At 68.7% G+C, this 21,512-nt stretch carries 21 protein-coding genes, 1 tRNA gene and 1 pseudogene; 6 read left to right on the top strand and 17 right to left on the bottom strand.

All coding sequences use genetic code 11. The features are described 5' to 3' along the window. Positions 1–76: 76 nt before the first annotated feature. Positions 77–153 (top strand) — tRNA-Met (locus ETP66_RS10670). Positions 154–232: 79 nt separating this feature from the next. Here ETP66_RS10670 and ETP66_RS10665 read toward each other — a convergent pair. The 10 genes from ETP66_RS10665 to ETP66_RS12590 form a co-directional block, all read right to left on the bottom strand. Further along, positions 233–991 (bottom strand): SDR family oxidoreductase, encoded by a 759-nt coding sequence (locus ETP66_RS10665; protein WP_130842587.1) that lies wholly within the window; start codon positions 989–991, stop codon positions 233–235. Then, positions 991–2,598, bottom strand: a complete 1,608-nt coding sequence (locus tag ETP66_RS10660; RefSeq protein WP_130842586.1) for a long-chain fatty acid--CoA ligase — start codon at positions 2,596–2,598, stop codon at positions 991–993. Before ETP66_RS10660 ends, ETP66_RS10665 begins: the two co-directional genes overlap by 1 nt. 36 nt (positions 2,599–2,634) lie before the next feature. Next, the gene (locus ETP66_RS10655) at positions 2,635–2,988 is read right to left on the bottom strand and encodes a PaaI family thioesterase (RefSeq protein ID WP_130842585.1); all 354 of its coding nucleotides are present in this window, start codon (positions 2,986–2,988) and stop codon (positions 2,635–2,637) included. After that, on the bottom strand, positions 2,985–3,437 hold the full coding sequence (locus ETP66_RS10650; RefSeq protein ID WP_130842584.1) for a MaoC family dehydratase: 453 nt from the start codon (positions 3,435–3,437) through the stop codon (positions 2,985–2,987). Before ETP66_RS10650 ends, ETP66_RS10655 begins: the two co-directional genes overlap by 4 nt. Positions 3,438–3,441: 4 nt before the next feature. After that, positions 3,442–4,203, bottom strand: coding sequence for an SDR family NAD(P)-dependent oxidoreductase (locus ETP66_RS10645; protein ID WP_130842583.1), 762 nt, complete (start codon positions 4,201–4,203; stop codon positions 3,442–3,444). Then, positions 4,190–5,341 carry an acyl-CoA dehydrogenase family protein gene (locus ETP66_RS10640; RefSeq protein ID WP_130842582.1) on the bottom strand — a complete coding sequence of 384 codons (1,152 nt, stop codon included), beginning with the start codon at positions 5,339–5,341 and terminating at the stop codon, positions 4,190–4,192. The genes ETP66_RS10645 and ETP66_RS10640 overlap by 14 nt, the downstream gene beginning before the upstream one ends. Further along, entirely contained in the window at positions 5,328–5,903 is a 576-nt protein-coding gene (locus ETP66_RS10635) for a TetR/AcrR family transcriptional regulator (RefSeq protein WP_130842581.1), read from the bottom strand. Before ETP66_RS10635 ends, ETP66_RS10640 begins: the two co-directional genes overlap by 14 nt. A 176-nt stretch (positions 5,904–6,079) precedes the next feature. Continuing rightward, positions 6,080–7,654 carry a thiamine pyrophosphate-binding protein gene (locus ETP66_RS10630; protein ID WP_130842580.1) on the bottom strand — a complete coding sequence of 525 codons (1,575 nt, stop codon included), beginning with the start codon at positions 7,652–7,654 and terminating at the stop codon, positions 6,080–6,082. A gap of 6 nt (positions 7,655–7,660) precedes the next feature. Continuing rightward, on the bottom strand, positions 7,661–9,541 hold the full coding sequence (locus tag ETP66_RS10625) for a TRAP transporter permease (protein ID WP_236630321.1): 1,881 nt from the start codon (positions 9,539–9,541) through the stop codon (positions 7,661–7,663). A 48-nt stretch (positions 9,542–9,589) separates the two neighbouring features. Continuing rightward, positions 9,590–10,750: a TAXI family TRAP transporter solute-binding subunit gene (locus ETP66_RS12590; protein ID WP_130842578.1), complete on the bottom strand. Its 1,161-nt coding sequence runs from the start codon at positions 10,748–10,750 to the stop codon at positions 9,590–9,592. 217 nt (positions 10,751–10,967) lie between these two features. On the opposite strand from ETP66_RS12590, the gene miaB reads away from it, so the two are divergent. The 4 genes from miaB to ETP66_RS10600 are packed head-to-tail and all read left to right on the top strand — an operon-like array spanning position 10,968 to position 14,105. After that, on the top strand, positions 10,968–12,290 hold the full coding sequence (gene miaB, locus ETP66_RS10615) for a tRNA (N6-isopentenyl adenosine(37)-C2)-methylthiotransferase MiaB (protein WP_130842577.1): 1,323 nt from the start codon (positions 10,968–10,970) through the stop codon (positions 12,288–12,290). A gap of 9 nt (positions 12,291–12,299) precedes the next feature. Beyond that, a complete protein-coding gene (locus ETP66_RS10610; protein ID WP_130842576.1) occupies positions 12,300–12,635 on the top strand; it encodes a hypothetical protein in 336 nt (111 codons plus the stop codon). 12 nt (positions 12,636–12,647) lie between these two features. Continuing rightward, positions 12,648–13,544 (top strand): FAD-dependent oxidoreductase, encoded by an 897-nt coding sequence (locus ETP66_RS10605; RefSeq protein WP_130842575.1) that lies wholly within the window; start codon positions 12,648–12,650, stop codon positions 13,542–13,544. 3 nt (positions 13,545–13,547) lie between these two features. Next, the gene (locus ETP66_RS10600; protein ID WP_130842574.1) at positions 13,548–14,105 is read left to right on the top strand and encodes a molybdenum cofactor guanylyltransferase; all 558 of its coding nucleotides are present in this window, start codon (positions 13,548–13,550) and stop codon (positions 14,103–14,105) included. On the opposite strand, the gene lon is transcribed toward ETP66_RS10600, so the two are convergent. Together lon and ETP66_RS12520 are read right to left on the bottom strand one after the other, a co-directional pair. Beyond that, the gene (gene lon / locus ETP66_RS10595; RefSeq protein ID WP_130842573.1) at positions 14,102–16,489 is read right to left on the bottom strand and encodes an endopeptidase La; all 2,388 of its coding nucleotides are present in this window, start codon (positions 16,487–16,489) and stop codon (positions 14,102–14,104) included. The genes ETP66_RS10600 and lon overlap by 4 nt on opposite strands. Positions 16,490–16,559: 70 nt before the next feature. Beyond that, positions 16,560–16,832, bottom strand: a complete 273-nt coding sequence (locus ETP66_RS12520) for a hypothetical protein (protein WP_330848628.1) — start codon at positions 16,830–16,832, stop codon at positions 16,560–16,562. 262 nt (positions 16,833–17,094) lie between these two features. Between ETP66_RS12520 and ETP66_RS10585 the strand changes: the two genes are divergently transcribed. Further along, positions 17,095–18,135 (top strand): quinone-dependent dihydroorotate dehydrogenase, encoded by a 1,041-nt coding sequence (locus ETP66_RS10585; protein WP_130842572.1) that lies wholly within the window; start codon positions 17,095–17,097, stop codon positions 18,133–18,135. On the opposite strand, the gene ETP66_RS10580 is transcribed toward ETP66_RS10585, so the two are convergent. The 5 genes and pseudogenes from ETP66_RS10580 to ETP66_RS12320 all read right to left on the bottom strand — a co-directional run. Then, complete coding sequence (locus tag ETP66_RS10580) at positions 18,125–18,601, bottom strand: Uma2 family endonuclease (protein WP_130842571.1); 477 nt, start codon at positions 18,599–18,601, stop codon at positions 18,125–18,127. The two genes, ETP66_RS10585 and ETP66_RS10580, sit on opposite strands and share 11 nt — an antisense overlap. Positions 18,602–18,605: 4 nt before the next feature. Beyond that, positions 18,606–19,895, bottom strand: coding sequence for a dihydroorotase (locus tag ETP66_RS10575; protein WP_130842570.1), 1,290 nt, complete (start codon positions 19,893–19,895; stop codon positions 18,606–18,608). Beyond that, positions 19,892–20,797: an aspartate carbamoyltransferase catalytic subunit gene (locus tag ETP66_RS10570; RefSeq protein WP_130842569.1), complete on the bottom strand. Its 906-nt coding sequence runs from the start codon at positions 20,795–20,797 to the stop codon at positions 19,892–19,894. Before ETP66_RS10570 ends, ETP66_RS10575 begins: the two co-directional genes overlap by 4 nt. Then, positions 20,794–21,339, bottom strand: a complete 546-nt coding sequence (gene pyrR, locus ETP66_RS10565; protein ID WP_130842568.1) for a bifunctional pyr operon transcriptional regulator/uracil phosphoribosyltransferase PyrR — start codon at positions 21,337–21,339, stop codon at positions 20,794–20,796. Before pyrR ends, ETP66_RS10570 begins: the two co-directional genes overlap by 4 nt. Then, positions 21,329–21,512: pseudogene (locus ETP66_RS12320) on the bottom strand (hypothetical protein); the annotation flags it as partial. The gene pyrR and the pseudogene ETP66_RS12320, both read right to left, overlap by 11 nt.

The following is a 21,512-nucleotide window of genomic DNA, read 5'->3' as shown; positions in this document are numbered from 1 at the left end:
TCAAATGTGGTGGCCAATTACAGAGCCTTGACCCTGGGCAGGACCTCCCCTAAGATGGGGGATGCCTGATGCTCGTGGCGGCGTAGCTCAGGCGGTCAGAGCACACGACTCATAATCGTGGTGTCGTGGGTTCGAGTCCCACCGCCGCCACCAGCCTGGGAAGGCAAAGCTTCACCCCCCGGTAGCGTGGCCGGGGGGTGTTGCGGTTAGCGCACGGGTACTTAGAGGGTCCTCAGAGGGCGGTGGCCCCCCCGTCCACAGGGAGCACGGCCCCGGTGATGTAGTCCGAGGCGGGGCTACAGAGGAAGAGGACCGCTCCTCCCAGCTCCCCCGGCCTTCCCGGGCGGCCCAGGGGCAGGGTAGCCCGCAGGTGGGCCTCCACCCGGGGGAGGACCCTTTCCGTCATGCGGGTGGGGAAGAAGCCCGGGGCCAGGGCGTTGACCCGGATGCCCCACCTTCCCCACTTCACCGCCAGGTCCCGGGTGAGGGCGATGACCCCGCCCTTGGAGGCGGCGTAGCCCACCGCGTCCAGGACCTCCGGGGGCTCCCCTTTAAGCCCGGCCACGGAGGCGATGTGGAGGATCTTGCCGTAGCCCCGCTCCCGCATGCGCCGGGCGGCGGCCCGGCTGGCCAGAAAGGCCCCCACCAGGTTCACCTCCAGGACCTCCCGCACCTTCTCCGCGGGCATCTCCAGGGAAGGGGCCCCCCAGCTGATCCCGGCGGCGTTCACCAGGATGGCGAGGGGCCCGAGTTCCTTTTCCACCTCCCTCACCACCTCTTCCAGCCGGGCCTCGTCCCGCACGTCACCCTCCAGGTAGAGGGCCTCCCCCAGGTGTTTTTGGGCCTCCTCGAAGAAGCTCGCCCGCCGGGCCAGGACCGCCACCCGGGCCCCAGCCTCCTTGAGGGCCAACGCCGCCTCCAGGCCAAGTCCTCGGGACCCCCCCGTCACCAAGGCCACCTTGCCGTCTAGGCGAAACTGTTCCAGGAACATCAGCCACCCCCTTGGAAAAGGTCCTTGTACTGCTCCCTCAGGGCCCGCTTGAGGAACTTGCCCGCGCTGGTCCTGGGGATCTCCTCCACGAAGACGAAGGCATCCGGGAGCTGCCACTTGGCGAACCCGGCCTGGAGGAGGTGTTGCCTGAGCTCTTCCTCGCTCGGCTTCTCCCCCCTCGGCACCACCACGGCCAAAGGCCTCTCCTGCCACCTGGGGTGGGGGATGGCCACCACCGCCGCCTCCTTCACCCCTGGGTGGCCCATGAGGGCGTTTTCCAGGTCCACGCTGGAGATCCACTCACCGCCCGATTTGATGAGGTCCTTGAGCCGGTCCTTGATCTCCAGGTAGCCCTCCCCGTCCCATACGGCGATGTCCCCGGTGCGGAACCAGCCGTCCGGGGCGAGGGCGCTCCGGCTCGCCTCCTCGTTCCGGTAGTATCCCGCGGTGATCCAGGGGCCCTTGAGCTGGATCTCCCCCAGGGTTTTGCCGTCTTTGGGCACCGGGCGGCCCTCCTCGTCCGCCACCCGCAGGCGCACCAGGGGGATGGGCAGGCCGGTCTTGGCCTTGAGGGCCATCTTTGCCTCCCAGGGGAGACCTTCCAGGTGGCTCTTGACGAAGTTCTGCACCACCACCGGGGAGGTCTCCGTGAGGCCGTAGCCCTGGCGCACCTCCACGCCCAGGCGTTCGAAGCGCTCCACCAGGCTCTGGGGGGCGGCGCTACCCCCCACCACCAAGCGCCTCAGGGTCTTGAGGCGGTGACCGGTGCTTTCCAGGTAATCCGCCAGGGCCAGCCAGACCGTGGGCACGCCGGCGGTGAAGGTGACCTCCTCCCTGTCGAAGAGCTCCACCAAGGAGGCAGGGTCCAGCCGGGGTCCCGGCAGCACCTGCTTGGCCCCCACCAGGGTGGCGGCGTAGGGGAGGCACCAGGCGTTGACGTGGAACATGGGCACCACAGGGAGGACCACGTCTTTTTCCGAGAGGGCGGTGCTGTCCGTAAGGTTGGCGGCCAGGCTGTGGAGGACCAGGGCCCGGTGGCTGTAGACCACGCCCTTGGGGAGGCCGGTGGTGCCGGTGGTGTAGGCCATGCCGCAGGCGGCCCGTTCGGGGACCCTGACCGGTTCCGCTTCCTCGCCCAAGAGACTTTCGTAGGCCAGGTAGCCCTCGGGGGCTTTTTCGTCCATCACCACGTAGTGGCGGACGGTTTTGAGCTCGGGCCTTAGGGCCTCCACTAGGGGGAGGAGCTGGGGATCGAAGAGGAGGACCTTGTCCTCCGCATGGTTCAGGATATAGGCGATCTCCTTGGGGGAAAGCCGGGGGTTGGCGGTGTGGAGTACCGCTCCCCTGCCGGGGACGGCGAAGTAGGCCTCGAGGTGGCGGAAGTGGTTAAACCCCAGGGTGGCCACCCGGTCCCCGACCCCCACGTCCAGGGCCTTCAGGCCCCCCATGAGCTGCCGGGCGCGGCGGTGGACCTGGGCGTAGTCCGTGCGGTGAACCTCCCCTGTGGGGAGGCGGGAGACCACCTCCTTCCGGGGAAAAAGCTCCCCCGCCCGCTCCAGGAAGTCCCAAAGGTTCAGGTCCTCATCCATCATCGTGCTCGGGAACATGCCGCCTCCCTATGGGCTTGGACCCAGCATAGCCCCTCAGCCCACCCGGTAGAAGAGGCCTTTGGCCCAGGCCACCCGCTCTCCCTCCAGGAGGGCTTCTCCCGCAGCGTGGAAGAGCCTTCCTCCTGCGTGGAGCACGTAGCCCCTGGCGTGGAGAACCCCTCCCCGCACGGGCTTGAGGTAGCTCACGGAAAGTTCTGCGGTCACCACCTCTACCCCCAGGCTCCCCACGGCGTTACCCAGGGCGGTGTCCAAAAGGGCAGCCAGAATGCCCCCGTGCACCACCCCTCTTCCCTGGAGGAACTCTTCCCGCACGGGAAGCCTGAGCTCCGCCTCGCCCCCCTCCCGCCGCAGGACCTCCACCTGGAACCACCGGGTAAAGGGGCTCATGGCCCTTGGGGCCGCCTCCGGATCATGGTCACGAACTCCCCCTCCTGCACCACCTCCTCCCTCTGGTTCAGGACCCGCACCCGCTGGACCACGATCCCCCGGTCGGGCTTGGAGGTCTCCCGCTTCTCCACGATCTCCGTCTCCCCGCGGATGGTGTCACCGATGAGGACGGGCTTGAGGAAGCGGTAGTTGCGGATCTCCAGCCAGGCGATGAGGGTGCCGTCCGTGGCCCCGGTACGCTGGCGGAGTCCGGTGAGCATGGCCAGCGCCAGAAGCCCGTGGGCGATGCGCTGGCCGAAGGGGGTGTCCTTGGCGAACTCCGCGTCGGTGTGGATGGGGTTGTAGTCCCCGGAAACCCCGGCGAAGTTCACCACGTCAGCCTCCGTGACCGTGCGCCCTGCCGTGGTGAACCTTTGCCCTACCGCAAAGTCCTCAAAGTACATGGGCATCCTCTCACCTCCTGCCAAACCCTGGGGGAAGCCCCGGAGGGCCCACCAGGGACCTACCCCCGTCCACAAAGAGGGCCTGGCCCGTGAGAAAGCAGCTTTCGTCGGAGAGGAGGAAGAGGGCTGCTTGGGCCACCTCCTCCGGCCTCCCCGCCCGCTTGAGGGGGGAGGCTTCCACCTCCTGCTCCCGGGCCCACGGGCGAAGCCCCGCGGTCATGCGTGTCTCTATAAGGCCGGGTACCAGGGCGTTTACCCGGAGGCCCCTGGGGGCAAGCTCCAGGGCCAGGGTGCGGACCAGGCCCAGGAGGGCGGCCTTGCCTGCGGCGTAGTGGGCCAGGCCAAAGGCTCCCAGGGCGGCCACCGAGCTGGTGAGGACCAGGCTTCCTTCCCTCATCACCTCTCCTGCCCTCCTCGCCACCAGGAAGCTTCCCGTGAGGTTGACCCGCATAACCTGCTCCCAGTCAGCCAAGGATAGGTTCCAGGAGAGGGCGGCGTGGGCGATGCCGGCGAAGTGGGCCACCCCGTGGAGCACCCCGAACTCCTCCAGGGCCTCCCCAAAGGCCCTTTCCACCCCTTCGGGGTCGGCCACGTCCGCGGGGACCGCCAGGGCCTCGGCCTCCAGCCGGGCCACCCCTTCGGCGAGGGCCTCCTCCTCCACGTCCACTGCCACCAGCCTGGCTCCCTCCGAGGCGAAAAGCTCCAGGGCTGCACGGCCGATGCCGTGGGCCGCTCCCGTCACCAGAAGGGTTTTGCCCTCAAGCCTCCCCATGACCGCCAAAGGCCCGTATCCCCGTCAGGTGGGCCCCGATCACCAGCTTCTGGATCTCGCTCGTCCCCTCGTAGAGGGTGAGGATGCGGGCGTCCCGGTAGAGCCGGGCCACCTCGTACTCCTCGAAAAAGCCGTAGCCCCCGTGGATCTGGACCGCCCGGTAGGCCACCCGGTTGGCGGCCTCGGAGGCGAAGAGCTTGGCCATGCTGGCCTCCAGGGTGTACCTTTCCCCTTGGAGCTTTTTGGCCACCGCCTGGTAGGTGAGGAGGCGGCTGGCCTCGAGGTCCAGCTTCATCTCCGCCAGGTGAGCCTGGACCAGCTGGAAAGCGGCGATGGGGCGGCCAAACTGGCGCCTTTCCTGGGCATAACGCAGGGAAAGGCCCAAAGCCCTTTGCATGAGCCCCACCGCTCCCGCCGCCAGGGAGACCCGGCCGGTGTCCAAGGTCGCCAGGGCGACCTTAAAGCCCTCACCCTCCCCTCCCAGGACCCGGTCCCGGGGAACGCGCACCCCCTCCAGGAAGACCATCCCCGTGTCTGCCGCCCTTAACCCCAGTTTGCCCTTCAGGGGCGTGGTCCGTACCCCGTCTTCCCGCTCCACCAAGAAGGCGGTGATGCCCCGGTTCCCCCTTTCGGGATCGGTCTTGGCGAAGACGAGGAAGACCTCGGCTACGTTGGCGTGGGAGATGAAGGTCTTCTGCCCCTCCAGCACGTAGTGATCCCCGTTCCGGTAGGCCCGCGTGCGCAGGCTTCCCGCATCGGAGCCCGCCTCGGGCTCGGTGAGGGCGTAGGCCCCTAGGATCTCCCCCCGGGCCAGGCGGGGGACGTAGCGGCGCTTTTGCCCCTCGGTCCCGAAGGTAAGGAGAGGCGTGAGGACCAGGCTTTGTTGCACGGAGAGGATGGAGCGCAAGGAGGCATAGCCCCCGAGCTCCTCCAAGAGGGCGACGTAGGCCCAGAAGTCCAGCCCCGCCCCGCCCAGCTCCTCCGGGGCAAAGACCCCCAGGAAGCCCAGGTCCCCCATCTTCTGGGCCAGGGGCCAGGGGAAAGCTTCCTTTTCCTCGTGGGCGGCGAGGACTGGGCGGGCTTCTTCCAGGAAGCGCCTCGCCAGCTCGCGGATCTCCTTGTGTTCAGGAATCGCCATCTTCGAGCCCCCTTAGGATCAGGTCGCAGTAGAACCCCGCCACCTCCCCCGCCCGCATGGGGCCTCCGGGGCGGAACCAGCGGATCATCCAGTTGAGCATGGAGAGGATGGCCCGCCCGGTGAGGGCTACATCCACCTTGCGGAAGGCCCCCTGCTCCATCCCCCAGCGCAGGATCCGGCGCAGGTTGTCCTCGTGCCGGTCGCGGAGCGCCACCGTCTGGGCCCGCCGCTCGGGGGAGAGGCTTTTGATGCCCTGCAGCATGGTTACGAAGAAGGGGTAGTTCTCCTCGAAGAAGCGGGCATGGCCCTGCATGAAGGCGAGGAGGGCCCTTTTGGGGTCGGGCTCCTTCAGGGCCCTTTCCCCGGCTTCCACCAGGCCCCGTAGGGCCAGGAGGCTCACCTCGTAGAGGATCTCCTCCTTGCTGCGAAAGTGGTGGTAGAGGGCGGCCTTGGAAAGCCCCAAGGCCTCGGCCAGGTCCTGGACGCTGGTAGCCTCGTAGCCCTTTTCCGTGAAGAGCTTTGCGGCTTCCTCCAGGATGCGGTCTTTCGTGGTGGTCACCATAGCTCACCGACCGGTCGGTAAGTTCACCATACCCTCCCGGGGCCTGGCCGTCAAGCCTCGGGCACACGCCCTATGGACGCCCTGGGCGTGCCTTTTGCCCGCCGCTTTTTCCAGAGCTAGAAAGCCCCTCTCCAAAGCTCCTATTTCACGAGAAAGCTCCATGTTAATCCCCGGCTTCAGAAGATCCGGTGGGGCGTGGGATCCAGGCGTATCTCTAAGAGGAACGGCCCTTGGCCCATGTAGGCGAGGCCTTCCTCGAGGGCCTCCGGGGTGTCCGCCCTCCACCCTTGCACGCCGAAGGCCTGGGCCAAGAGCAGGAAGTCCACCCCGCTTAAGGAGAGGCCCGGCACCCTTTCCCCCTGACCAGGGTAGAGGGCTTCAGCGAACCCCTTCAGGATTCCGTAGCCTGCGTTGTTGAGGACGATAAAGGCCACGTCCAACCCGTGGACCTTGGCGGTGTAAAGGGCTTGCGGCGCAAACAGGAATGCCCCGTCTCCCACCACCGCCGCTACAGCCTCCCCCGCCAGGGCGGCACCCACCGCTGCCGCCGGGGCAAACCCCAGCCCTCCGCTGGCGCTATGCAGGTAACGGCCCTCCTCCACCTTAAGGGCTTTGCGAAAGGGTGGGCTTAGGGATATCGCTTCGTCCACCACGAACCGCCCTGTTAGGGCCTGAGCTAAGCGCTCCACGACATACAAGGGGTTTAAGCCCCTGGGGCCAGAGGGCAGAGGGGCAGGTGGGGAGGGAGGTGAAGGAGGCCTCGAGGGCCAGGGGCGCCCCGAGGGCCTTACCGCTCCCGCCAGCAAGCGCAGCCCTTCGGCCACATCCCCCAGGTAGACCTCATGGGCCTCTGCCCGGGCGGCTTCGGCCGGGTCGTCCGTCAGAAGGACTACATGGCTTCCCTCGGGGATCGGGGGACCCGGGGTGTAGGGATAGAGGAGGAAGCAGGGTGCGCCGACTACCAGGACCAGGTCGTGGGGGGCAAGCTGGTTCCGCAGTTGGGCGGCCACGGGGGGCAAAACCCCGCGGTAGAGGGGGTGGCTTGTGGGAAAGGGATGCCGGGGGCCTATAGGGTCGGAAAAGACCACTGCCGGGAGGGCTTCCACCAGCCGCAGCGCTGCCTTACGGGCTGCGGGAGCTTGGGATCCCCCGCCCAGGATCAGGGCGGGGTTTTCCGCGCGGGAGAGGGCGCTGGCGAGGGCCTCGAGCCCTTGGGGGGCGCCGGGGGGTAGGAGGGTTTTGAGTCGGGGCGGGGCTGCTTCTTCCTCCCAGAGGTCCATGGGGAGCACCGCCACCACGGGTCCCCGCGGGGGGGTCAGGGCCAGGTGGTAGGCCCTCTCCAGGGCTTCCGGCAGGTCTTCGCCCCGGTGCACTTCCCAAACGGCCTTGGAAACGGACCGGGCCATTTCCAAAAGCGGTCCGGAGAGAAGGGGTTCCCGGAAGAGGTGCCGGCGGTCCTGGTGGCCCACGGTGACCAGCAGGGGGGAGCGGTTTTTCAAGGCACTGTACAAGGCTCCAATGGCGTTGCCCAGGCCCGGGGCTGCGTGCAGGTTAACGAAGGCCACCTGCCCGCTAGCCTGAGCGTACCCTTCCGCCATGGCCACCGCCACCCCCTCGTGGAGCGCCAGAACGTACCGGCTGGCCTTTTCCAGTCCGAGGAGGAAAGGCAGCTCGGTGGAGCCGGGGTTGCCGAAGACGAAGGAAATCTCCCTTTCCTGAAGCCACCTGTGGGCGCTCTCCCTGGCCTTCATGGGGCATCACCTCTTGTTCTCACTGCTCCCTCCGAGGGGAGCCTTCTTGCGGGTTGTTGCCCGGCGCCTGGACCAAAGCCAGAGGCTGGCCGCCAGCAAGGCGGGTGCGGCGAGGAGGCTGGTGAGGGTTTCGGGAACCGCAAGGAGGATGCCTCCCACAACGTACAGGGGGCGGGTCCAAAGGGGAAGGGGACCCAGGCCCCAAAGCTGCCCCTCGAGGCCCCCTACCAGGAGCAGAATCCCCAGGGCTGCCAGGGGGATGTGGTACAGGACGGAGACCGCATCCCCGTGAAGGATCAGGGCAGGTTCAAACAGGAAGAAGAAGGGGAGGAAGTAGATGGCGAGCCCTAGCTTAACCGCCTCGAGGCCCGCCGCCATGGGATGGGCTCCGGCCAAGCGGGCGGCCAGGAAAGCGGCCACCGCCACCGGGGGGGTGATGGCGGAAAGCATGGACCAGTAGGCGATGAAGAGGTGAACCGCTAAGGGGACGAACTCGCCCAGGCGCACCAGGGCCGGGGCCAGGGTTACCGCCAGCAGGATGTAGGCCGCCACCATGACCCCGGCCATGCCCAGGAGAAAGGCGATGGCGACCCCCACCAGGAGGACGAGGAAGAGGTTGGCCTGCCCCATTTGCACTAAGGCACCTGTTAGCGCAGGCGCCACGCCGGTACCCACGAGCCCTGCCAGGATGAGGCCCACGGGCAGGATCAGAGCCAGGGTCTGGCTGACGAGGGAGGCGGAGGCCACCAGTCCCCGGTGGAGGTTTGCCCAGGAAAGCTTGCCTTGAAGGAGAAGGAGGGGAAGCAGGGCAGCCAAGGCGTAGAAGGGAGCCAGGCGCTCCAACCTTAGGTAAAGCAGGGCGAACACCAGGAAACCCAGGACCAGGAGGAAGGGGAGCCCTTCTCTCAGGCTCCTTGCCAAAGGAGGAAGCTCCGCGCGGGGAAGCCCTCGGAGGCCATGTTTGGCCGCGTACAGGTCTACGTGGGCGAAAAGGGAAAGGTAGTAGAGGAAGGAGGGGATGACTGCGGCTGCCACCACCTGGCCGTAGGGGATGCCCAAAAGGCTTGCCATCACGAAGGCCACGGCCCCCATCACCGGGGGCATGAGCACGCCCCCCGTGGAGGCGCAGGCCTCCACCCCGGCGGCATAGGCCCGGCCGAAACCGGAACGGATCATGGCGGGGATGGTGAGGCTCCCGGTGCTGGCCACGTTGGAGAGGATGCTGCCGCTTAGGCTGCCGAAGAAGCCGCTGGCCACCACGCTGACCTTGGCCGCCCCGCCCCGGGTCCAACCGAAGAGGGCGGAGGCCACCTTTAGGAAGACCTCCCCTGCGCCCGTGGCCACCAGGAAAGCTGCCAGGATAAGAAAGCCTACCAGGAGTTCCCCCACGGTGCGCATGGGCAGGCCCAGAAGCCCCTGGGTGGAGTAGATGGCGTAGCCCAGAACCTCGGTCCAGGGAAGAGGGGGGCCCCAGAGGAGGCCGGGCATGTAGGGGGCCACCAGGGGGTAAGCCGCCAGCAGGAGGGCCACCAGGCTGAAGCCAAGCCCCCCTACCCGCCGGCCTCCCTCCAGGACGGCCAGAAGGAGGAAAAGGGCCAGGCCCACTTGCCAAGGAGCTTCCGGGTTGGTCCAGGGCCTTAGGACCATGGAGGGGCCGTGCCAGGCCAGCAAGGCTCCTGCCCCTAGGGTGCCCAGGCCCAGAGCGTAGTCATACCCCCGGGGACGGGCCTCACCTCCCTGCCCGGGGAAGAGGAGGAAGGTAAGGGGGAGGAAGAGGGCTACGAGGAGCCAGTAATAGCTGAAGTCCAGAAGCGCTCTGCCGGTGAGGGGGGTGCCGAAGAGGTAATAGAGGACGAGACCCAGGCCCAGAGCGGCGCTGAGAAGCACCCAGGCCTTAGCCCAAGAAGGGAGGTGTGGGAAGCGGCCCTCCATGGCCTAGGGCCGCCAAGCTTCCGAGAAGCGGGGCACGCGGTTTTGCGCAAGGAAGTCGCGCCAGAACCGCTGCCAGGCTTCGCTGGCGGGGTCTGTGGAGACACGACGGGCCCGGGCCAGCTCCACCGCACGTTCGTAGAGGGTGGTGTACTGGTCCACCAGGCGCACTGTTGCCTGTTGCCTACGTTCCATCTCTTGTGTCCAGAGGCCTTTTTCCCTCAGGTAGCGCACCGTGCCTGGATGCAGGGGAACAGCCATGTTCTCCACAACGAAGCGCAGGCTTTCCAGGGTCTGGAAGCGGGCCATGGCGTGCTTCTCCCGGTAGAGGGCGTGGTTCTCATCCAGCCACTTCACCAGGTGGTAGACCAAATCTTCGCTCACGTCCGCCCGGGTGTAGTAGACGCTCGGGATGACGAACATGCGCACGCCCCTCGCGGATTGGACGCCGAGATCGGCGGAGCGCATTAGGGCCAGTAAGGGATATTCCCGCTGCCAGCGTTGGAGGCAAGTGCGGTCTTCTTGGGCTGTGGGTACGGGAAGCCATCGAATCCCCCTGGGATTGCCCTCCACCTCCACATTGACATCCGAGACGGGCGAGGTGAAGGCTATGTCGGCGCTCCCCTCGGCGATGACCCTGGAGTTGGCGCTGTAGTTGGCAACGGGTACCAGACGGACTTGGTCGCGCGTGAGACCTCGGCAAGCAAGTAAGCCGTCTAATATGCGGTGAAAGTAGGAGAAGGGAGGCCAAGCCAACCTTACCCCAGGGCCGATATCTTGCACTCGGCGGTAGGGGGTATCGCCCCGGGTCATGAGGCCCCAAGGGGTGAGGATAGCGGGAAACACCACCCGCAGGGGTCCGGGGCGGTAGCCGGGTTCTCCGTCCATGGTTTCCACCAGCACCGTCAGGGGGGCAGATGTGAACTCTACACGCCGTTCGAAAAGCCAAGAGGTGATTGTAGGTGTGGCCCCAGGCGAAACCCTAGCCTGCACCCCCGTGTTGGCCGTAAACTCCGCAGACCAGGCTATGAGGAGGGAGTAGCCTGCAGTACCTACCTCCGTGGAGCCGAAGAGGATCTGCCTGGGCCAGCGAAAGTCCCCCTGGGCTAGGGTGGGAGGAACCAGAAAGGCTAGGATGCCGATTCCCAACAGCTTCTTCCATCCCATGGTCTGCCTCCTTACCGACCATTCGGTTGGTACATCGCTATTCTAGGGTCTTCGCTCCCCCCTGTCAACTTGGTGCGGATCGGTAGGGTGGCTTTCGTACGCTTGGCGCTTGAGGGCAACGCGAGGGGTGGTTCGAGGAAAGACTCCCACCCCTTCCCGGGCCTGCTACACTGAAGGGCGCGGGGCCTGGGATCCCCCCGGAAGCCCCAGGAGACCTATGCGGGCGCACATCATCACCTTTGGATGCCAGATGAACGAGTACGACTCCCACCTGGTAGCTAGCGAGCTCGTCAGCCTGGGGTGGGAGCTGGTGGAGAGCGTGGAGGAGGCGGACTTCGTCCTGGTGAACACCTGCGCCGTGCGGGGCAAGCCCGTGGAGAAGGTGCGCTCCCTTCTGGGCCAGCTTCGCAAGGAAAAGGAGCGCCGGGGCCTTCTTATCGGCCTCATGGGCTGCCTGGCCCAGTTGGACGAGGGCCAGCAGATGGCCCGCAAGTTCGGGGTGGACGTGCTCTTGGGCCCCGGGGCCCTCACCTCCTTGCCCGAGGCCTTGAAGGGGAACGAGCGCTTCTGGGACTTCACCTTCAAGGAGGACCTCCTGGACTACATCCCCCCGCCCCCTAAAGGGGCCCTATCCGCCCACGTCACCATCATCCGCGGGTGCAACCACCACTGCACCTACTGCATCGTGCCCACCACCCGGGGGCCCGAGGTCTCCCGCCACCCGGACCTGATCCTGAAGGAGATCGAGCAGCTGAGGGCGGCGGGGGTGGTGGAGGTCACCCTCCTGGGCCAGAACGTGAACTCCTACGGCAAGGACCAGCCGGGCTTCCCCAGCTTTGCCGAGCTCCTCCGCCTGGTGGGGCGGATGGGCATCCCCCGGGTGCGCTTCCTCACCAGCCACCCGGTGAACTTCACCGACGACATCCTAGAGGCCATCGCCGAGACCCCCGCCATCACCCGCTACATCCACCTGCCGGTGCAATCGGGCTCCGACCGGGTCCTCCGGCGCATGGCCCGGGAGTACCGCCGGGCGCACTACCTGGAGCGCATCCGGAGGATCTGCGAGGTTTTGCCAGACGCCGTGCTTTCCACGGACATCATCGTGGGCTTCCCCGGGGAAACGGAGGAGGACTTCCAGGAAACCCTCTCCCTGTACGACGAGGTGGGCTACGACCAGGCCTACATGTTCATCTACTCCCCCCGGCCCGGAACCCCCGCCTACCGGCACTTCCAGGACCTGCCCCGGGAGGTGAAGGTGGAAAGGCTAAAGCGCCTCATCGAGAAGCAGAAGGAGTGGAGCTACCGCCGCAACCTGGGGTGGGTGGGGAAGACGGTGGAGGTGCTGGTGCGGGGGGCGGCCAAGGAGGAGGGCTTCGTCCAGGGGCACGACCGGGGGAACCACCCGGTCCTCCTCCCCGCGGCCCAGGCGCCGGTGCCGGGGCTTTACCGGGTGGAGATCCGGCAGGCTACGCCCCACCTCCTCTTCGGGGAGGTGGTGGGGGCGGAGGCCCCCGCCCCCATCCCCCTGCCCGTGGCCTGAGGAGGGGCTGTGCACGCCCACCTTCTTCCCTTGGGCGGGGCCCTGGCCCTCTTCCTCCTCCTCTTCGCCGCCTCCCGCTTCGCCCCCTGGGGGCTCGGCCTGGCCTTCGCCCTCGCCGCCCTCCTCTACCTGGGCCTCCTGCGCTGGCAGGGGGGGCTTTTGCGGCGGGGGCCTTCCCGGGCGGCCCTGGAGCGCCTGGCCATGCGGGAGGCCTGGCGGAGGGGGGGCTTTTTGCGCCCGGAAGACCTGCTCCCCTTTCTCTCCGAGGCTGAGGCCCGGGCCCTTTTGGAGGGCCTGGCGGCCAGGGGGCTATGCCGGAGGGAGGGGGAGGGCTTTCGCTTCTGAGCCCAGCCGGGGATGGTAGGGGAAGCCGAGGTGGTGGTCCTGGGGGCGGGGGTGGTGGGGCTTACCGCCGCTTGGCTCCTTAGGGAAAGGGGTTTCCGGGTGCGGGTGGTGACCGAGGCCCTGGGGGAGGCGAGCCGCCCCCCCGTGGCCCTGGTGAACCCCCTTCGGGGGCGGCGCTTCACCCTGGCCCCCGAGGGGGAGCGGGCTCTGGAGACCGCCCTCCGCTTCTACCCCCGCTTCGCCCCCGTCCACCCCGGGGTCTTCCGCCCGGTCCCAGAGGGGGGGCGGGCCAAGGTGGCGGGGAGGCTGGGGGGGCTCAGGCACCGCTGGGAGGGGGGAGGGGTGCTCCTGGAGGAGGCCTTTTGGCTGGAGCCCAGGCCCCTTTTGGAGCGCCTGGCGGCAGGGCTTCCCCTCCTCAGGGCCAGGGCGGTGGCCTGGGAGCCCCCCTACCTGGTCCTGGAAGGGGGGCGGAGGGTGCGGGGGGCGGCGCTGGTCTACGCGGGGGGCGGGCGGGGGGCCCACCTCCTGGGCCTTTGGGGGCAGCACACCCCCGGCCTCGTCCTCACCCTGCTGGACTACTTCTCCCGGGCCATCAGCTACCGGGTCTACCTGGCGGGGGTGGCCCTGGGCGGGAGCTACCTGCCCCACGAGGAGAGGCCCCACCTGCCCCCGCCCACGGAAGGGGAGGTGGAGTGGCTCCTCGCCGGGGCGGAGGCCTTGGTCGGCTACCGCCCCCGGGTGGCCTCCGCCTGGCGGGGGGTGCGTTTCCGGCTGGACCGCGGGGGGCGGGCGCAGGGGCTTCCCTACCTCTTCCCGGTGGAGGGAGGGTACGCCCTGACGGGCCTCGGTTCCACGGGCTTCCTCTACGCGCCCCTTCTGGCGGAGAGGCTGGCGGAGGCCTTAGGCTAGGGGGTGTACACGGGCGCGGTGATCGCCGGGGGGCTTTCCCGGCGCTTCGGGGAGGACAAGGCCCTCTTCCCCTACCGGGGGAAGCCCCTTCTGGCCTGGGTGCTGGAGAGCCTGGCCGGGGCGGGGGAGCGCTTCGTCGTGGCCAACCGGCCTTATCCGGGCTTCGGCGTGCCCGTCTATCCCGACCTCCTCCCGGGGGGGGATAGCCTTTCCGGCCTGCACGCGGCCCTCTACCACGCCCGCTACCCCTGGGTGGCGGTGGCGGCCACGGACCTGCCCTTCCTGAGCCCGGGGTACTGGGCCTTTCTCCTCGAGCATGCCCTGGCCTCCCCCCACCCGGTGGTGGTGGCCTACAACCCGGAAGGCCACCTGGAGCCCCTCATGGCCTTCTACCACAAGGACTGCCTCCCCCAGGTGGAAAGGCAGCTTCGGGAAGGGGACTTCCTCCTCCGGCGGGTGATGGAGGCCTTGGGGGCCACCTACATCCCGGCGGAGGCGGTGGTGGAGCGGTTTGGGGCCCAGGTTTTCCTGAACGCCAACCGCAAGGAGGAGCTGCCCTAAGCCCCCGCCCCCGGCTGGGGCCGGTCGGCGGGGCCCACGGGCGGGGGGGCTGCCGGGAGGAGGAGGAGCCGCAGGACCTCCCCCACCTCCTCCACGAAGGAGATCTCCAGGTCCTTGAGGATCTCCTCCGGCACCTCCTTGAGCTCGGGCCCGTTCTCCTTGGGGAGGACCACCCGGAGGATCCCCGCCTGGTGGGCGGCAAGGAGCTTCTCCTTCACCCCGCCGATGGGGAGGACCCGGCCCCTCAGGGTGATCTCCCCGGTCATGGCGATGTCCATGCGCACGGGGCGGCCGGTGAGGGCGCTGGCCAGGGCGGTGGCGATGGTGATGCCCGCGGAGGGGCCGTCTTTGGGGGTGGCCCCTTCGGGTACGTGGATGTGGAGGTCGAGGTCCTTGTGGAAGCCCTCGGGCAGGCCCCACTCCTCCCGGTGGGCCCGCAGGTAGGTGAGGGCGGCGTGGGCCGACTCCTTCATCACCTCCCCCAGGTTGCCGGTGAGGTTGATCTTGCCCGTGCCGGGCACAGCCAGGGCTTCGATGGTGAGGAGGGCGCCCCCGTAGGGGGTCCAGGCCAGGCCCTGGGCGGTGCCTACCTGGGGGGCTTTCTCCGCCCGGTCGGGGCGGTACTTGGGCACCCCCAGGTAGGCCTCGAGGTCCTGGGCATCCACCACCCGCACCCCCTCCCAGGGGCTTTCCAGGTAGTCCTTAGCCGCTTTGCGGGCCACCTTGGAGAGCTCCCGGTCCAGGTTGCGCACCCCGGCCTCCCGGGTGTACTCCTGCACGATGCGCTCGATGGCCCGGTCGGTGATCTCCAGCCTTCCCTCCAGCCCCGCCTCCCTCACCTGGAAGGGCCAGCGGAAGTGGCGGGCGATGGCGCGCTTCTCCAGCAGGGTGTAGCCGGGGATCTCGATGACCTCCATCCGGTCCAGGAGGGGCCTGGGGATGGTGGCGAGGGTGTTGGCGGTGGTGATGAAGAAGACCTTGGCGAGGTCGTAGGGCACGTCCAGGTAGTGGTCGGTGAAGGTGTGGTTCTGCTCGGGGTCCAGGACCTCCAGAAGGGCCGAGGCCGGATCCCCCCGCCAGTCGGAGGAGAGCTTGTCGATCTCGTCCAGGAGGAAGACCGGGTTCACCACCCCCACCTGCCGCATCCCCTGGATGATCTTGCCGGGCAGGGCCCCGATGTAGGTGCGGCGGTGGCCCCGTATTTCCGCCTCGTCCCGCACCCCGCCCAGGGAGATGCGGTGGAACCTGCGGTTCATGCTGCGGGCGATGCTCCTTCCCAAGGAGGTCTTGCCCACCCCCGGCGGGCCCACGAAGCAGAGGATGGGGGCGTGGCCCCTGACCTCCTTCCCCTGGGTGAGCTGGCGCACCGCCAGGTACTCCAGGATGCGCTCCTTCACCTCCTTGAGGCCGTAGTGGTCCTCGTCCAGCACCCGCCGGGTGACGGCGATGTCCAGGACCTCGGGGTCGGCCTCGGTCCAGGGGACCTCCAGGAGCCAGTCCAGGTAGGTCCGGCTCACCGTGGCCTCGGGGGAGCCGGGCTGCATGCGCTCCAGGCGCTTGAGTTCCTTGAGGGCCTTCTCCTTGACCCCCTCGGGCAGGCCCTTCTTCTCGATGCGCTCCCGGAGCTCCTCGATCTCGGTGAGGAAGTCCTCCCCGCCCCCGAGCTCCCTTTGGATGGCCTTCATCTGCTCCCGGAGGTAGTACTCCCTTTGGTTCTGGTCCATCTGCTCCTTGACCCGGGCGGCGATCTTCCGGTCCAGGTCGAAGCGCTCCAGGTCGCGCAGGAGGAGGGCCAGCACCTTCTTGAGGCGCTCCTCCACCTCCGGGGTCTCCAGGAGGGACTGCTTCTCCTCCAGGGGCCAGGTGGCGTGGTGGGCGACGAGGTCCGCCAGGACCGCGGGGTCCAGGGTGCTTTTCACCGCCTCCTGCTGGTAGCGGTCCAGGCGCAGGGTCTTGTGGTTCTGCAGGTAGCGCTCGAAGGCCTCCTGCACCTCCCCCACCAGGACCCGGGCGAGGCTCGCGTCCTGCAAGGGGGGCTCGGACAGGACCTCCCCCACGGCCCGGAGGTAGGGGGCGGCCACGTAGCCCTGGAGGCGGGCCCGGTGCCTGGCCTCCACCATCACCTGCAGGGTGCCGTCGGGGAGGCGCATGGCCTGCTTGACCACCGCCAGGGTGCCCACGCCGTAGAGGTCCTCGGGCGCGGGGTCGTCCACCTCGGGGTCCTTCTGGGCCACCAGGAAGAGGTAGCGGTCGGCGTTTAAGGCCTCCTCCACCGCCCGCTTGCTCTTGGGGCGGCCCACGTCCACCCCCGTGGTGGTGTGGGGGAGGATCACGGTGTTCCGCAAGGGGAGGACGGGAAGTTCCAGGCGCAGGGCGTCCTTCATCCGTCCCCATGATAACCCCTTCCCTAGGCCCAAGGGGGGGCGGGGGCACAAAAGCCCTGGCGGACGGAGGTCAGAAGCCCACCACCACCGTGGCCCGGAGGTCTTTTAGGGTGAGGGTCCCCCCCGCGGGCAGCCCCTCCCCCAGCAGGCCCAGCCAGAACCGCCCCTCCCGCACCCCCTGGGTGAGCCCTGCCCCCTCCAGGACCAGGGAGGCGGTGGAGGTGCCAGCGAAGGCCGCTTCCCCCACCCTTGCCCCTGGCTCGGCGGGGCAGGCGTAGCCCCCGGGGAGGGGCTGGCAGCCGGGATCCTCCCCGGGATCCCCGAGGCGCACGTGGAAGGCCAAGGTGGCGTACAGGGGGCTGGCTGGCCTCGAGGGTGCCCGAAAGCCGCACCCCCTTCAGCCCGGGAGGCGGCTGGAAGCCCTCCACGGGGCCCTGGGGGTAGAGGACCGTCCCTCCCGGGAGGGTGGGGGGCAGGGAAAAGGTCTGGTCCGACAGGGGCACGGTGAGGGTCACGGAGCAGGCAGCGAGGAGGGGGGCCAGGAGGGGGAGGAGGAGCCGCTTCACGGGCTCCAGTTTAGCGGCGCAGGCCTTAGGATGGGAGGGATGCACCGCCTCCTCTTCGCCCTGGACCCCGAAACCGCCCACGAGCGCACCCTGGGCCTCCTCGCCTCCTGGTCCGAGCGGGGGCCCCTCCTGGAGGTGCCCGCCCGTTTCCTGCGGGTGGAGGACCCCAGGCTTCGGGTGGAGGCTTTGGGCCTCGCCTTCCCCAACCCCCTGGGCCTGGCGGCGGGGATGGACAAGGACGCGAAGGCCCTAGGGGCCTGGTGGGCCTTGGGCTTTGGCTTCGCCGAGGTGGGGACCCTTACCCCAAAAGCCCAGGAGGGCAACCCCAGGCCCCGGCTTTTTCGGCTGGTGGAGGACCATGCCCTCATCAACCGTATGGGCTTCAACAACGGGGGGGCGGAGGAGGCGGCCAGGAGGCTTAAGCGCTTCCGCGAAAGGGGCCTTGCCTTCCCCGTGGGGGTGAACCTGGGGAAGAACCGGGACACCCCCTTGGAAGGGGCGGCGGAGGATTACCTTAGGGCCCTGCGGGTCCTGGAGCCTTACGGGGACTATTTCGTCCTCAACGTGAGCTCCCCCAACACCCCGGGGCTTCGCACCCTGCAGGAGGGCCCCTTTTTGGACGAGCTCCTCCACCGCTTGCGCCCGGCCACGAGGAAGCCCCTCCTCCTCAAGCTGGCCCCGGACCTCACCCCGGAGGCTTTGGACCAGGTGGTGGCGCTGGCGCAAAAACACCGCCTGGAGGGCCTGGTGGCGGTGAACACCACCACGGGCCGGGAGGGGCTCCAAAGCCCCCTGGCCCGGGAGGCCGGGGGGCTTTCGGGAAGGCCCCTCAAGGGGCGGGCCCTGGAGGTCTTGCGCCACCTCGCGGGGGCGGAGGGCCTCACCCTGGTGAGCGTGGGGGGGGTGGAGGACGCCCGGGACGTGTGGGAGCGGCTGAGGCTCGGGGCACGCCTGGTGCAGGTCTACACCGGCTTCGTCTACGGGGGGCCCCTCTTCCCCCACCGGGTGCTGAGGGATCTCCTCCGCCTCATGGAGGCCGAGGGGGTGGAGAACCTCCAGGAGCTTTGGCCTACACCGTGAGCCGGCAGCCGCAGAGGAGTTCCAGCTCCACGGGGGAGACATGCCGCCAGGCCCCGTCCTGGCGGAGGTGGAGGACGAGGAGGGTGTGGGGGTCGAAGACCACCACGTCCTTCACCCCTTGGGCCAGGTAAAAGCGGGGGGCGATCTCCAGGTCCTTGGCCTCATAACCCCGGCTCACCACCTCCACCACCGCCTCGGGGAGGAGGGTGATGGCCTCGTCCAGCTCCTCGGGTTCCCGGCAGAAGAGGGCGATGTCGGGGCGCTTGTAGGAGCCGTCGGGGAAGCGGACGTAGACGTCGGCCACGTGGACGCAGGGGCAGGAGCCCTCCTTGGGGCGGATGCTTCCCCGGATGCGGTCGATGGCCTTCTGGTGGCGGTAGGTGGGGGCCGCTTCCCAAAGGGGAAGCCCCCCCACCCATTCCAGGCGCAGGCCGAGTGCGTCCGCCTCGAGGAGCTTCCGCAGCACGCCCCTATTCTAGCGCCTCGTGGACGATGCGCCCCTCCACCAGGGTGAGGACGGGCCACCCCCCCAGGGTCCACCCCGCCCAGGGGGAGAACTTGGCCTTGGAGGTGAAGTTCCTGGGGTCCACGGGGCGCTCCTTGGGGTCTAGGAGGACCAGGCTGGCCTCGGCTCCTTCCTCCAGATGGATGGGCTTTAGGCCCAGGATGTTTCGGGGACCGTCGGTGAAGAGTTCCACCAGGCGCTTTAGGGGAAAGCCCCGCTTCCGGTGAAGTTCGGTGTAGAGGAGGGGGAAGGCCACCTCGAGGCTCGGTATCCCAAAGGGTGCCCGCAAGAGGTCCAGCTCCTTCTCCGCCTGGGTGTGGGGGGCGTGGTCGGTGGCGATGGCGTCCAGGGTGCCGTCCAGAAGGCCCTCCAGGAGGGCTTCCACGTCCTCCCCGGTGCGGAGGGGCGGGGCTACCTTGAAGAGGGGGTCGAAGCCCCTTAGGGCCTCCTCGGTGAGGGTCAGGTGGTGAGGGGTAGCCTCGGCGGTGACGGGAAGCCCCGCCCGCTTGGCCTCCCGCACCAGCTCTAGGGCCCGCCCTGTGGAGAGGTGTTGGATGTGGAGGTGGGGTTTCTTTTGGCTCCGGCGCACGGCGTAGCGCAGCACCTCGAGGTCCCGGGCGATGCGGGCCGCCTCCGCCTCCGGGGGGTTTCCGGGGAGGCCCAGGAGGTCGGCCAGGGGCCCGTCGTTCATCACCCCGCCCCGGCGCAAGGAGGCGTCCTCCGCGTGCACCGCCACCGGCAGGCCAAAGGCTGCGGCCTGCAGAAGCCCCGCCGCCAGCACCCCCGCGTCCTCGTTGGTGCGCCCGTCGTCGGTGAGGAGGGAAGCGCCGGCCTCCTTAAGGAGCCCGGCTTCCGTGAGGGTCTTCCCCTCCTGCCCCTGGGTGAGGGCGGCGGCGGGGTGGAGGCGGGCGAGGCCCAGGGCCTCGGCCTTTTCCCGCAGGGCCCGGACCGCCTCGGGGGTGTCCACGGGGGGGGTGGTGTTGGGCATGGAGACCAGGTCCGTGTACCCCCCCCGCGCCGCGGCCAGAAGCCCGCTATAGAGGTCTTCCTTCACCTCCTGCCCCGGCTCCCGCAGATGGGCGTGCAGGTCCAAGAAGCCCGGGGCCAGGAAGCGCCCCTTCCCCTCGATGACCCTCTGGGCCTCCCCGCCCTCCAGGGAGAGGATCCGCCCTTCCCCCAGGAGGACGTCCGCGGGGCCTCTTTCTCCTAGGGCGTCCACCAGCGTGACGTTTCGGATGAGGACGTCTCCCTTCACCTTTCCCTCCCCACCAGAAGGTGGTAGAGCACGGCCATGCGCACCGCCACCCCGTTGTGCACCTGGCGGTTCACCAGGCTCCTGGCCGAGTCCGCCAGGGTCCCTTCCAGCTCCACGTCCCGGTTCATGGGGCCGGGGTGGAGGAGGGGGGCCCCCGGCTTGGCCTTTTTGAGCCGCGCTTCCGTTACCTGGTAGTGGGCGATGTAGTCCTGAAGGTGGATGAGCCCCGCCTCCATGCGCTCCTTCTGGAGCCTCAGGACCATCACCGCGTCCGCCTCCGCCAGGGCCTCCTCCAGGCGGGAGGTGAGCCGGGCCCCGGGAAGGCCTTGCGGGAGGAGGGTGGGGGGGCCTGCCCCCCAGACCTCGGCCCCCAGGAGGGGGAGGAGCTCCACGTTGGAGCGGGCCACCCGGGAGTGGAGGAGGTCCCCCACGATGGCGATCTTCTTCCCCTCCAGGCTCCCCAGGGCCTCCAGGAGGGTGTAGGCGTCCAGGAGGGCCTGGGTGGGGTGGGCCCGGCGCCCATCCCCCCCGTTCACCACCACCCCCTTCACCCAGCGGGCCGCCTGGTGGGGCACCCCGGCGGCGTCGGCCCGGATCACGTAGGCGTCCACCCCCATGGCCTCGAGGGTGAGCAGGGTGTCCTTGTAGCTTTCCCCCTTCTGCAGGCTGCTGGTCTGGGCGGCGAAGGAGACCACGTCCGCGGACATGCGCCTGGCCGCCAGCTCAAAGGAGAGGCGGGTGCGGGTGGAGGGCTCGAAGAAGACCGTGGCCACGGTGAAGCCCTGAAGCGCAGGCACCTTCTTCACCGGGCGCTCCAGGACCTCGGCCATCACGCGGGCGGTGTCCAGGAGGCTTTCCACCTCGGTCCTGGCCCAGCCCCTGAAGTCCAGGAGGTGCCTCATAGGGCCTCCCGTTCCCAAAGCTCCACCCGGTCCTCCCCGTCCACCTCCTGGAGCTTCACCTTCACCACCTCGCTCCTGGCGGTGGGGACGTTTTTGCCCACGAAGTCCGCCCGGATGGGGAGTTCCCGGTGCCCCCGGTCGATGAGGACCGCGAGGTAGATGCGCCGGGGACGGCCCAGGTCCATGAGGGCGTCCAGGGCGGCCCGGGCGGTGCGGCCCGTGTAGAGCACGTCGTCCACCAGGACCACCGCCTTGTCCGTGATCTCAAAGGGGATCCGGGTCTGGCGCACCTGAGGCCTCAGGCCGATCTCGGAAAGGTCGTCCCGGTAGAGGGTGATGTCCAGGAGGCCTACGGGCACCTCCTTACCCTCGAACTCCCGGATGTAGCGGGCGAGGCGCTCCGCCAGGGGGATGCCCCGGGTGTGGATGCCCACCAGGGCCAGGCCCTCCACCCCCTTGCCCGCCTCCACGATCTCGTGGGCGATGCGGTGGAGGGCCCGCCGCATCTCCTCGGCGTTTAGGAGTTCCGCCTTAAAGCGCACCGGGCACCCCCAAGAGGAAGCGGAGGCCGAAGCCCCCGCTTGGCTTTTTCCTAAGGCCGTTTTTACGCTTCATCTTTCCCCCTTTCCGGCCTCGCGGGACCGGTTTAAAGGCCAACCTTACCTTACCTCCTGTTCCCAGGAGGCGCAAGGGGCTGTAATTGGCCACCACATTT

It is taken from the genome of Thermus thermamylovorans, assembly GCF_004307015.1.
In the GTDB taxonomy this organism is placed as follows: Bacteria; Deinococcota; Deinococci; order Deinococcales; family Thermaceae; genus Thermus; species Thermus thermamylovorans.
The sequence above is the reverse complement of the archived record's forward strand: the minus strand, read 5'-3'. Positions and strand labels throughout refer to the sequence as shown.